This window comes from Streptomyces aureoversilis, assembly GCF_042657885.1.
Lineage (GTDB): Bacteria > Actinomycetota > Actinomycetes > Streptomycetales > Streptomycetaceae > Streptomyces > Streptomyces aureoversilis.
Genome location: NZ_JBHSKJ010000015.1, coordinates 79,763 through 91,412 on the forward strand (window position 1 = coordinate 79,763; position 11,650 = coordinate 91,412).

Here is an 11,650-nt window from a genome sequence, read left to right on the forward strand (position 1 = left end):
CAGGAAGAACTCATGTCTCTGCTGAACAGCTCCCTCCATGAGCTCGACCCCGACGTCGCCGCCGCTGTCGACGCCGAACTCCACCGCCAGCAGTCCACCCTCGAGATGATCGCCTCGGAGAACTTCGCTCCGGTCGCGGTCATGGAGGCCCAGGGCTCGGTCCTCACCAACAAGTACGCCGAGGGCTACCCCGGCCGCCGCTACTACGGTGGCTGCGAGCACGTCGATGTCGTCGAGCAGATCGCCATCGACCGGATCAAGGCGCTCTTCGGTGCCGAGCACGCGAACGTCCAGCCGCACTCCGGTGCGCAGGCGAACGCCGCCGCGATGTTCGCGCTGCTCAAGCCGGGCGACACCATCCTGGGTCTGAACCTCGCCCACGGCGGGCACCTGACCCACGGCATGAAGATCAACTTCTCCGGCAAGCTCTACAACGTGGTCGCCTACCACGTCGACGAGCAGACCAACCTGGTCGACATGGAGGAGGTCGAGCGCCTCGCCAAGGAGCACCGCCCGAAGCTGATCGTCGCCGGCTGGTCCGCGTACCCGCGTCAGCTGGACTTCGCCGCCTTCCGCCGGATCGCCGACGAGGTCGGCGCGTACCTGATGGTCGACATGGCCCACTTCGCGGGCCTCGTCGCCGCCGGGCTGCACCCCTCCCCGGTGCCGCACGCGCACGTCGTGACGACCACCACGCACAAGACCCTCGGCGGTCCCCGCGGCGGTGTGATCCTCTCCACTGCCGAGCTGGCCAAGAAGATCAACTCTGCCGTCTTCCCCGGTCAGCAGGGTGGCCCGCTGGAGCACGTGATCGCTGCGAAGGCCGTCTCCTTCAAGGTCGCGGCCAGCGAGGAGTTCAAGGAGCGCCAGCAGCGTACGCTGGAGGGCGCGAAGATCCTGGCCGAGCGCCTGGTGCAGCCGGACGTCGCCGAGGCGGGCGTGTCCGTCCTCTCCGGCGGTACGGACGTGCACCTGGTGCTGGTGGACCTTCGTAACTCCGAGCTGGACGGCCAGCAGGCCGAGGACCGCCTCCACGAGGTCGGGATCACGGTCAACCGGAACGCCATCCCGAACGACCCGCGGCCGCCGATGGTCACCTCGGGTCTGCGGATCGGCACCCCGGCGCTGGCCACCCGCGGCTTCCAGGCGGAGGACTTCCGTGAGGTCGCCGACATCATCGCCGAGGCGCTGAAGCCGGTCTACGACGCGGAGGCCCTGCGCGGCCGCGTCACGGCCCTGGCGGACAAGCACCCGCTGTACCCCGGCCTGAAGTAACACATCGGCATCCGATTTACGCATCGGTACGGGGCACCGGGCACACTGAAGAGTGAGCGCCCGGTGCCCCGCACCACGCGCCGCCCCCGTACCACCGTGGGCGCCCCCCGGCACGACCCGTACCACCCCCAAGCAGACAGGGAGCAGCCACCGTGGCCATCTCCGTTTTCGATCTCTTCTCGATCGGCATAGGCCCGTCCAGCTCCCACACGGTGGGTCCCATGCGGGCCGCGCTGATGTTCACGCGACGGCTGAAGAACGAGGGCCTCCTGGCCCACACCACCTCCGTCCGGGCCGAGCTCTTCGGCTCGCTCGGCGCCACCGGCCACGGCCACGGCACCCCCAAGGCCGTCCTGCTCGGCCTGGAGGGCTACTCCCCGCGCACCGTCGACGTCGAGCTCGCCGACGCCGAGGTCGAGCGCATCCGCGAGTCGAAGCGGCTGCGGCTGCTCGGCGCGGAGATCGGCAACACCCACGAGATCGACTTCGACGAGTCGGTCCAGCTGATCCTGCACCGCCGCCGCTCCCTGCCGTACCACGCCAACGGCATGACCCTCTTCGCCTACGACGAGGCCGGCGCCCCCCTGCTGGAGAAGACCTACTACTCCGTCGGCGGCGGTTTCGTCGTGGACGAGGACGCGGTCGGCGAGGACCGCATCAAGCTGGACGACACCGTCCTGAAGTACCCCTTCCGCACCGGTGACGAGCTGCTGCGGATGTCCCGCGAGTCGGGCCTGTCGATCTCCGCGATGATGATGGAGAACGAGAAGGCCTGGCGCACCGAGCAGGAGATCCGCGAGGGCCTGCTGGAGATCTGGGGCGTGATGCAGGCGTGCGTCGCGCGCGGCATGTCCCGCGAGGGCATCCTGCCGGGCGGCCTGAAGGTCCGCCGCCGCGCCGCGAACACCGCCCGCCAGCTGCGCGCCGAGGGCGACCCGCAGGCCCGCGCCATGGAGTGGATCACGATCTACGCCATGGCCGTCAACGAGGAGAACGCCGCGGGCGGCCGCGTCGTGACCGCGCCGACCAACGGCGCCGCCGGCATCATCCCGGCCGTCCTGCACTACTACATGAACTTCGTGCCCGGCGCGGACGAGGACGGCATCGTCCGCTTCCTGCTCGCCGCGGGCGCCATCGGCATGCTCTTCAAGGAGAACGCCTCGATCTCCGGCGCCGAGGTCGGCTGCCAGGGCGAGGTCGGCTCCGCCTGCTCCATGGCCTCCGGCGGTCTCGCCGAGGTCCTGGGCGGCTCCGCCGAGCAGGTCGAGAACGCCGCCGAGATCGGCATGGAGCACAACCTCGGCCTGACCTGCGACCCGGTCGGCGGCCTGGTCCAGATCCCGTGCATCGAGCGCAACGGCATGGCCGCCGCCAAGGCGGTCACCGCGGCCCGCATGGCCCTGCGCGGCGACGGCCGCCACCACGTCTCCCTCGACAAGGTCATCAAGACCATGAAGGAGACGGGCGCGGACATGAGCGTGAAGTACAAGGAGACGGCGCGCGGCGGTCTGGCCGTGAACATCATCGAGTGCTGACGCGCCGCTGAGCCACACGAGAGGCGCCCCCGTCTCCGGCTGATGCCGGGCGGGGGCGCCTCTCGTGTGCGGGAAGCTACTTCTGCTTCTTCATCTCGGCCTCGAAGACCTCCTTCTCGGTCGCCGTCTCGGCGGCCGGAGGGGGCTTGATTCCCAGGTCCGCGCCCCAGTCGCGGTACTCGTCGGTCCGGCGGAACTCGCCCTTGGAGCCCTTGCCCGACTCCTCGGTCCTCGCGACCACGCCGTCCGCGTCCACCCAGACGACGAGCTCGACCTGCTGGACGCCGTCGCCCTTGTAGCCGTTCACGACGAAGTCGCGGTCCTTGTCCGTGATCGCGTCGCCCTTGTAGGCGGCGAGCTCGGACACGACGACCGTGCCCTGGAAGCGGGCCGCGCGGCGGCCGCCGACGGTCTCGACGCCCGTGTTCTTCACGTCCTTGGACGTGGCGAGCGCCGACGTCATCCGGACGAAGAGCTCCGACGACGGGTCCTTGCTCTTGTCGGCGCCCTCGACGCTGAACGTCCACCACTTCTTGCCGGCGATCTTCTCGCCGTTGAAGTACATCTTGTCGTTCACGGTGATGACGTGGTTGACGCCGTCCGGGTACTCGGCCGACTTCGGGCCCACGTCCTTCATCACGGACGCGTGGGGCTTCGCCTGGAAGGCGCCCTCGGTGACGAACTCCCCGTCCTTGTCCTTGCGCGTCCCCTTGGTGCGGTAGGTGTTCTCCCGCGCCCCCTTGGCCGCGGCCGCCTTGAGCGTGCCGGCCGGCTCCGCCGCCTTGAGTGCCTTGTCGGCGCCGCTGTCACCCTTCCCGCCGCCGGAGCCCGCGGGCTCGTCCTTGCCGCCGCCGGAGCCGCCGCACGCCGCCAGGCTCAGAGCGAGAGCGACCCCCGTGGCGGCCACGACGCTCTTACGTATCGCCTTCAAGTGCCTTACTGTCCTTTGTCCGTACTTCATAAAGTTTCGGTGAGGATATCCCGGCTGATCACGGCGTGCGAGTGGAAATGACCATGACCGGAAACAGCGTGTCAGCGCATCACTGCCGTCAGTAATGTCAACGCCCTCGTTCCCTTACCACCCCTTGATCGAGGAGCTCTCGCCATGCGCCATTCCCTCCGCGCCACCGCAGCGATCCTCGGCGCCGTCGCCGCCCTCGGCGTCACGGCCCCCCTGGCCGGCGCCGACGCCGGGACCACGCCCGCGGCGCCCGCCGGCGCCGTGCGCATCCACAACGGCGTGCACGGCGGCTGCCTGACCGCCGAAGGTTCGGGCTACCGCGACCCGCGCGGCACGCTGCGCCCCTGGCTCGTGGCGCTGCAGCCGTGCCGGGAGTCCGGGCGGGCCGCCCAGACCTGGGTCTACAGCCCGGCCACGCACCAGTTCTCGTCGCAGGCGCAGCCCTACCGCTGCATCGGCAGACAGGGCGCGCTGCTCGTCACCGCGCCGTGCGACGCGGACGCGGCCGGGCAGCGCTTCCGCACCGAACCGATCGGCCCGGGCGGGCGGCAGAAGGTCGCCGCGGAGGCGGACGGCCGCATCTGGGAGCAGGCCACGCACCGCACCGGCTCGTCGCGCGATGCGACGGGCGAGGGGGTGCGGACGGTCCGCGACACGGGCTCGGCGGGCGCGGAGCGGAGCTGGACCCTCAGCCGCGGCTGAGGCGCGTCTCCGTCCGGAGCCAGGCGAGGTACGCGTCGCTGCCCGCGGTGACGGGGGTGGCGACGATCTCCGGGGTCTCGTAGGTGTGCGCGCCCTTGATGTGGGCCTCCAGCTCGCCGTAGCGGTCCGCCGCGGTCTTGTAGAGGACGCGCCACTCGGTGTCGCTGTGCACCTCGTCCTGCCACCGGTAGACGCTGGTGACGGGGCCGTCGATCTGGGCGCAGGCGGCGAGCCGCGCCTCGACGGCGGTGGTGGCGAGGTGCCTGGCGCGCTCCTCGCTGTCGGTCGTCGTCATCACGGCGATGTACTGGGCCTCCGGCATGGCGCGACCGTACCGCAGGGGCCGTGCGCGACGGGCGGTGGGACGGGGTTGTCAGTGGCGGCCGTTACGCTCACGGACATGAGTTACGCAGACCTGCGCGAACTCCAGAGCGCGCTCACCACCGCCTCGGACATCGCCTTCTCCCTCGACGCCGCCGCACCCGCGCCCCATGAGGCCGAGCAGCTGGTGGACGCCCTGCGCAGGGCGCTGACCGCGGCGAGCGCCCTGGGCGGCGGCCTCACGGCCACGGGCTGCTCGGAGCACCCGAAGGGCCCCGTGGACCCGCTGTACGGGGACAAGACCGATCCCCTGCCTCCGGGCTGGGGCCGGTGCCTGCTGTGCAACGACCGGCGGCGCCGGGCCGGGGCGCAGCGGCGCGGCTGGCGCTGACCCGGGCCGCGACGGCGCGGCCCGGGCCGGCCTTCCCCGGGGGTCGGCCGTTCCGTGCGGGTCAGCCCTTGTTGACGGAGTTCCAGAACTCCTCGAAGGACAGCAGGCGGTCGCCGTTGCCGTCCTTGGAGTCGATGATCGACTGGGCGACGGTCTCGGTGACGAAGTGGTCGCCGAGCTGCGCCATGGCCTTCTTGTACTCGGCGGCCGTGATGAAACCGTCCCCGTCGATGTCGAACTTGGCGAACGTCTCGCGTGCGCTCTCCATGTCAGCCATGTGAGCCTCCCCTTTGGTGTGCTGGTATGACCGGCACAGATTAGCCGCCCTTTCGATCAGGTTGATCACGGCCAGAGCTCACTCTGTGTAATTTCGCATAAAAATAAGCGCTTCCGCTGATCCATTCGAAGAATTCAAGGCACGTGGTCGACCTCACCTTTGATTACAGAGAGAAATAGGTGACCTTGCCCGAATTGAACAAATAGCCGTTTTGGCTGGAACGCACCCCGTCTGCCATAGTCGGAAGCCACGACCCTCATTGACCCGAGCCAGGTCGTCATCCGCCGCGGAACACACCCCAATCTCCGCGGCGCCCGAAGAGGCCCCCGGCCCGTCGCATGCCGACGGATGGGGGCCTCTTCGTTGTGTCCCGGCGGTGCCGTATCCCGGCGGTTGTATCCCGGCGGTGTCGCGTCTCAGCGGTCGGCGACCCGCATCTCGAACCAGGTGGTCTTGCCGCGTGCCAGCAGGTCCACCCCCCAGCGGTCCGAGAGCTTGTCGACGAGGAAGAGCCCCCGGCCCGTGACGTCGAGCTCGTGCACGGGCATCAGGCAGGGCAGCCCCCGGGAGGGGTCGCGGACCTCTATGCGGAGCCAGCCCCGCCGGCGCAGCATCCGCAGGCCGAAGTAGCGCGCGCCGGTGTGGCGGACGGCGTTGCCGACGAGCTCGGAGACCAGCAGGACGGCGTGCTCGGTGAGTTGGCCCGAGAGGCCCCACTGGCGCAGGACCACGGACTGGGTCAGCCGGCGGGCCGCGACGGCCGACTCGGGGCGCGAGGGCAGGCGCACCTCGCCCTGTGTGGGATTGCCGAACAGATCGAGCGCCTTGAGCGCCAGCTCATCCTCCACGGTCGGCGACCAGCGCACAGCGGCCGTGCCGACCCGCTGCCGTGGCTGCTCCGTTCCCTCCAGGCCCGCCATGCCCCCATCATGGCCGCCGCAAGCACGCCCGGGGCTGGAACGAAGGGATTCACCTGACCGGAGCGACCCCCTCCAAGCCCGTGCGACGACATATGCCAAGGGCAGGGAAGCGACCCGGAAACCCATACTGACCTGCGGCGACCACAGAGGCCGGAGAGAGCGCCCGAATCGGCCGGAACGGCGGTTCCCCGCGGTCGCGTACTGCGCGTAATTCCCCCACAAGAGGCACCCCGGGGTGGACACCGGCACGACCGTGCGTCAACGCCGGGGGCGGCTGCGGCGGCCCGCTCCGGGGCCGCCGCCAACCGGCCGCGCGTCAGACGAACTTGGCCTTGCCCGGCCCGTCCTCGACGAAGCTGCGCATGCCGATCTCCCGGTCCTCGGTCGCGAACAGGCCCGCAAACCAGTTCCGTTCGATGGCGAGGCCCGTGTCGATGTCGGTCTCCAGACCGGCGTCCACGGACTCCTTCGCGGCGCGCAGCGCGAGCGCGGGGCCGGCGGCGAGCCGGGCGGCCCACGCGTGCGCCTGCTCGTACACCTCGGCGGCGGGCACGACGCGGTCGACCAGGCCGAGCGCGAGCGCCTCGTCGGCCTTGACCATACGGCCGGTGAAGATGAGGTCCTTGGCCTTGGACGGGCCGATCAGCCGCGCCAGGCGCTGGGTGCCGCCCGCGCCGGGGATCAGGCCGAGCAGGATCTCGGGCTGGCCGAGCTTGGCGTTGTCGGCGGCGATCCGGAAGTCGGCGCAGAGCGCCAGCTCGCAGCCGCCGCCGAGGGCGTAGCCGGTGACGGCGGCGACGACGGGCTTGGGGATGCGGGCGACGGCGGTGAAGGAGTCCTGCAGGCCGCGGGAGCGCGCCACCATCGCGGCGTGGTCCATCTTCTGCATCTCCTTGATGTCCGCCCCGGCGGCGAACACCTTCTCCCCGCCCCACAGCACGACGGCCCGCACGTCATCGCGGCGGGTCGCCTCCTCGGCGAGCTCGCGGATCCGGTCCTGGGCGGCGATGTCGAGCGCGTTCATCGGCGGACGGTCCAGGCGGATGGTTCCGACGCCCTCGGCAACCTCAAGATGCACAGTCATGGCACCAGATTAGTGACACGGGGGTTCGACGGCTCCCCCCGATCGGGCCCGGAACGCCGGACGGCCCGGAACACTCGGTCACGAGTGCTCCGGGCCGCGGGCCGCGTGCGAAGGGCCGTCAGCCGGCCTGAGGGGTGCTCTTGCCCCACTCCGACCACGGCATGTTCCAGCCGTTGAGGCCGTTGTCCGGCTTGATCGTCTTGTCGTCGGAGTTCTTGACGACCACGACGTCGCCGATGAGGGAGTTCTTGTAGAACCAGGCCGCCGGCGTGTTCGGGTCGCCGCCGCCGCGCTGGTCCTCCAGGCCCACGCAGCCGTGGCTCGCGTTCTCCGAGCCGAAGGTCGAGGAGCCGGACCAGTAGTTGCCGTGCAGGAAGGTGCCGGAGGTGGACAGGCGCATCGCGTGCGGCACGTCGGGGATGTCGTACTCGCCCTTGCCGTCGCCCTTGGTGAAGCCGACGGTGGCGCCGTTCATGCGCGTCACCTCGTGCTTCTCGCTGATGACCATCTGGCCGTTGTACGTGGGGTTGGCGGGGGCGCCGGCGGATATCGGGATGGTCCTGACGACCTTGCCGTCCCGCTCGACCGTCATCTGGTGGGACTTGGCGTCGACCGTGCTGACCTGGCTGCGGCCGACCGTGAACTTCACGGTCTTCGACTGCGAGCCGTACACGCCCTTGCGGCCCTGGACGCCGTCGAGGTTCAGGTCGACCGTCACCTTGGTGCCGGCCTTCCAGTACTGCTCGGGCCGGAAGTCGATGCGGTCGTTGCCGAACCAGTGGCCCCTGACCTCGACGGCCGGCTCGGTCTTCACCTTGATGGCGCGCTCGACGGCCTTGGGGTCGGTGATGCCGCGGCTGAAAGTGACCGATACGGGCATGCCCACGCCGACCGTGCTGCCGTCCTCCGGCGTGAAGTAGCCGACGAAGGTGTTCTGCGGGGTGAGCGTCGTGAACGACGCGTGCTTGGCCGACGGGCGGCCGTCGTCGTCCTTGGCCAGGGCATCGACCGTGTACTTGCTGGAGGCGCCGAGGTGAGCGGTGGGCTCCCAGGCCGAGCCGTCGTCGGTGATCCTGCCCTCGACCGTACGGCCCTTGGCGTCGGCGACCTTGACGGAGGTCAGCTTGCCCTTCTGGGCGGTGACCTTGAGCGCACCGGACGTCGCGACGTCCTTCGTGCCGTCCTCCGGCGCGATGGAGACGACGGCCTCCGACGGGCCGTCCGGAACCTTCTTGGCGCCGCTCTTCTTCCCGGCGTCGTCACCGCCGCCACAGGCCGTGACCAGCAGCATCAGCGCGCCGAGAAGCAGCGCGAACAGACCTCTGCGCCGGGCTGCGCGCCCTCTCGGTATCAGCTGCACGTTCAAAATCGGTTGTCTCCCCTCGCACGGCCCGCGGCCACGCGGCGCCCCCGAAAGCGCGGCTCACGCGCTGGCGATAGATAACCACAGGGCTCCTGCGCCGCCGTCCCATGGAATGTCACCGTTCGGTCCCAAATGGGAACGGTGGTACGAGACATGCGGCGAGGGTGATCCCCGTGGCTGAAGGTGAGCATCATAATCCGGCCACCTGTGTGCTCCGGGCCGGGGGCGGCCCGCTGCCCGCAGGCGGGCAGACGGCCCGCGCCGCCCGGCACGGCGCCCGATCACCCGTGTGAGCGCACGCGTGGTTCTGGGCAGAACTGGGGGCAAGGACGGAACCGCCGCCGCCCGGCACGGGACGCCGGGCGCCCGGCGCGCTGCCCGCGAGCCGCCGGAGGCGAAGACGTGTCGAGCGCACCCGAGCAAGAGGCGGAGCGGGGGGACGAGTTCGGCGGCCGCCGGACCCGGCACCCCGGGGACGACCGCACGGCCGGACGGCCCGCGAGGGCCCCGGGCGCCGCCGTCAACGGACGCCCCCGCCCGGACCCGGCCCTGCGGCCGCTGCCCGGCGCCACGGTGTGGCCCGGCAGCCCCGAGCCGCTCGGCGCCCGCTTCAGGACCGCCGCCGACGGCACGGCGGGGACGAACTTCGCCCTGTGGGCCGGCGGGGCGGAGGCCGTCGAGCTGTGCCTGTTCGACGGCGGAGGGGACGGCGGCCCGGACGGCCCCCCGCAGGGCGAGACGCGGCTGCCCCTCACCGAGCTGACGCACGAGATATGGCACGGCTTCGTGCCCGGGGTGCTGCCCGGCCGCCGCTACGGCTACCGCGTCCACGGCCGCTGGGACCCCTGGACGGGCGCCCGCTGGAACCCCGCCAAGCTCCTGCTGGATCCCTACGCCCGCGCCGTGGACGGCGACTTCTCCCTGCCCCCCGAGGTGTACGGGCACGTGCGGGACTGGCCCCAGCAGCACGTGGCCGACACCGTCCGCGACGAGCGCGACTCGGCCCCGTACGTCCCCAAGGGCGTGGTCGTCGCGGACGGCGACGACTGGGCGGACGACCACCGGCCCAAGACGCCCTGGCCCGACTCCGTCATCTACGAGCTGCACGTGCGCGGCTTCACCAAGCGCCACCCGGGCGTCCCCGAGGAGCTGCGCGGCACGTACGCCGGGCTCGCGCACCCCGCGGCCGTCGAGCACCTGGTGCGGCTCGGGGTGACGGCCGTGGAGCTGCTGCCGGTGCACCAGTTCGCGCACGAGGACCACCTGCTGCGGCGGGGGCTGCGCAACTACTGGGGCTACAACTCCATCGGCTACTTCGCCCCGCACGCCGCCTACGCGGCGTCCGGGACCGACGGCCGGCAGGTGGGCGAGTTCAAGCGCATGGTGCGCGCCCTGCACGCGGCGGGCCTGGAGGTCATCCTCGACGTGGTCTACAACCACACCGCCGAGGGCGGCGAGCTGGGCCCCACGCTGTCCCTGAAGGGCATCGACAACCGCCGCTACTACCGGCTCCAGGACGACCGGCGCCGCTACGCCGACTACACCGGCTGCGGCAACACCCTGCACGTCGTCCAGCCGAACGTCCTGCGGCTGATCACCGACTCCCTGCGCTACTGGGTGACGGAGATGGGCGTCGACGGCTTCCGCTTCGACCTGGCGGCGGCGCTGGCCCGCTCCATGCACGACGTCGACATGCTCTCGCCGTTCCTCGCCGTCATCGCCCAGGACCCCGTGCTGCGCCGCGTCAAGCTCATAGCCGAGCCGTGGGACGTGGGCTCGGGCGGCTACCAGGTCGGCTCCTTCCCGCCGCTGTGGACGGAGTGGAACGACCGCTACCGCGACGCCGTCCGGGACTTCTGGCGCGGCGCCCTGCCCGACGTGCGCGACCTCGGCTACCGGCTCTCGGGCTCCAGCGACCTCTACGCCTGGGGCGGCCGCCGCCCCTACGCCTCCGTCAACTTCGTCACGGCCCACGACGGCTTCACCCTGCGCGACCTGGTCAGCTACGAGCACAAGCACAACGAGGCCAACGGCGAGGGCAACCGCGACGGCACCGACGGAAACCGGTCGTGGAACTGCGGCGCGGAGGGCCCCACGGACGACCCCGCGGTGCGGGCCCTGCGGCGGCGCCAGCTGCGCAACCTGCTGACCACCCTGCTGCTGTCGACGGGCGTGCCGATGCTCGTCGCGGGCGACGAGATGGGCCGCACCCAAGGCGGCAACAACAACGCCTACTGCCAGGACAACGAGACCAGCTGGACCGACTGGTCGCTGCTGGAGGAGCCGGGCTGGCGCGCCCTCGCGGACCTGTGCTGCCGGCTCCTCGCGCTGCGCCGCGCCCACCCCGTCCTGCGCAGCCGCTCCTTCTTCTCGGGCCGCCCGCAGAGCGCGGACGGGCTGCGGGATCTGGCCTGGTTCACGGCCGGGGGCACGGAGATGACGCAGGCCGACTGGTACGCGCCGACGGCCACGCTCGGCATGTACCTCTCGGGCCGGGACATCCCCCAGCGCGGGCAGCAGGGCGAGCCGGTCACGGACGACAGCTTCCTGGCCGTGCTGCACGCGGGCCCGGCCGAGGCGGGGTTCACCCTGCCGGGCCCGCCGTGGGCGGACGGCTACGAACTGCTCGTGGACACCGCGCGGGAGGAGCAGGGGGCGCCGCCGGGCGAGCGCCGGGCGGCGGGTGCGCGCATCACCGTGGGAGCGCGCTCGGTGCTCCTGTGGCGGGTGACGAGGGAGCAGGCGGAAGCAGGACCGGAGGCTCCAATTCCGCTGCCCCGTAAGGTCCTGGGCGAAAAAACCGAGTGAGCGGTGTCAGTGG

At 71.3% G+C, this 11,650-nt stretch carries 11 protein-coding genes; 5 read left to right on the top strand and 6 right to left on the bottom strand.

The window, feature by feature from the left end; genetic code table 11:
• The first annotated feature begins 12 nt into the window (after positions 1 to 12).
• The gene (gene glyA, locus ACFPP6_RS24890; RefSeq protein ID WP_382046376.1) at positions 13 to 1,275 is read left to right on the top strand and encodes a serine hydroxymethyltransferase; all 1,263 of its coding nucleotides are present in this window, start codon (positions 13 to 15) and stop codon (positions 1,273 to 1,275) included.
• Positions 1,276 to 1,427: 152 nt separating this feature from the next.
• On the top strand, positions 1,428 to 2,810 hold the full coding sequence (locus tag ACFPP6_RS24895; RefSeq protein ID WP_382046379.1) for an L-serine ammonia-lyase: 1,383 nt from the start codon (positions 1,428 to 1,430) through the stop codon (positions 2,808 to 2,810).
• 76 nt (positions 2,811 to 2,886) lie between these two features.
• Here the strand turns inward: ACFPP6_RS24895 and ACFPP6_RS24900 are convergent, their stop codons facing one another.
• Positions 2,887 to 3,741 carry an SCO4651 family lipoprotein gene (locus tag ACFPP6_RS24900; RefSeq protein ID WP_382046382.1) on the bottom strand — a complete coding sequence of 285 codons (855 nt, stop codon included), beginning with the start codon at positions 3,739 to 3,741 and terminating at the stop codon, positions 2,887 to 2,889.
• A 174-nt stretch (positions 3,742 to 3,915) separates the two neighbouring features.
• Here ACFPP6_RS24900 and ACFPP6_RS24905 point away from each other — a divergent pair, with 174 nt between their 5' ends.
• Positions 3,916 to 4,473, top strand: coding sequence for a hypothetical protein (locus ACFPP6_RS24905; protein ID WP_382046385.1), 558 nt, complete (start codon positions 3,916 to 3,918; stop codon positions 4,471 to 4,473).
• On the opposite strand, the gene cutA is transcribed toward ACFPP6_RS24905, so the two are convergent.
• Entirely contained in the window at positions 4,460 to 4,795 is a 336-nt protein-coding gene (cutA, locus tag ACFPP6_RS24910) for a divalent-cation tolerance protein CutA (protein ID WP_382046387.1), read from the bottom strand. The genes ACFPP6_RS24905 and cutA overlap by 14 nt on opposite strands.
• 78 nt (positions 4,796 to 4,873) lie before the next feature.
• Between cutA and ACFPP6_RS24915 the strand changes: the two genes are divergently transcribed.
• Entirely contained in the window at positions 4,874 to 5,185 is a 312-nt protein-coding gene (locus tag ACFPP6_RS24915; RefSeq protein ID WP_382046389.1) for a hypothetical protein, read from the top strand.
• A gap of 61 nt (positions 5,186 to 5,246) precedes the next feature.
• Here ACFPP6_RS24915 and ACFPP6_RS24920 read toward each other — a convergent pair whose 3' ends face one another.
• From ACFPP6_RS24920 to ACFPP6_RS24935, 4 genes are all read right to left on the bottom strand, one after another.
• On the bottom strand, positions 5,247 to 5,462 hold the full coding sequence (locus ACFPP6_RS24920; RefSeq protein WP_058046371.1) for an EF-hand domain-containing protein: 216 nt from the start codon (positions 5,460 to 5,462) through the stop codon (positions 5,247 to 5,249).
• Between the two features lie 416 nt (positions 5,463 to 5,878).
• Positions 5,879 to 6,508: an ATP-binding protein gene (locus ACFPP6_RS24925; protein WP_382046392.1), complete on the bottom strand. Its 630-nt coding sequence runs from the start codon at positions 6,506 to 6,508 to the stop codon at positions 5,879 to 5,881.
• 190 nt (positions 6,509 to 6,698) lie between these two features.
• Positions 6,699 to 7,466 carry an enoyl-CoA hydratase/isomerase family protein gene (locus tag ACFPP6_RS24930; RefSeq protein WP_382046395.1) on the bottom strand — a complete coding sequence of 256 codons (768 nt, stop codon included), beginning with the start codon at positions 7,464 to 7,466 and terminating at the stop codon, positions 6,699 to 6,701.
• A 118-nt stretch (positions 7,467 to 7,584) separates the two neighbouring features.
• Positions 7,585 to 8,757, bottom strand: a complete 1,173-nt coding sequence (locus ACFPP6_RS24935; protein WP_382046727.1) for a L,D-transpeptidase — start codon at positions 8,755 to 8,757, stop codon at positions 7,585 to 7,587.
• Positions 8,758 to 9,231: 474 nt separating this feature from the next.
• On the opposite strand from ACFPP6_RS24935, the gene glgX reads away from it, so the two are divergent.
• Entirely contained in the window at positions 9,232 to 11,637 is a 2,406-nt protein-coding gene (gene glgX / locus ACFPP6_RS24940) for a glycogen debranching protein GlgX (RefSeq protein ID WP_382046398.1), read from the top strand.
• The last annotated feature ends 13 nt before the right edge of the window (positions 11,638 to 11,650 follow it).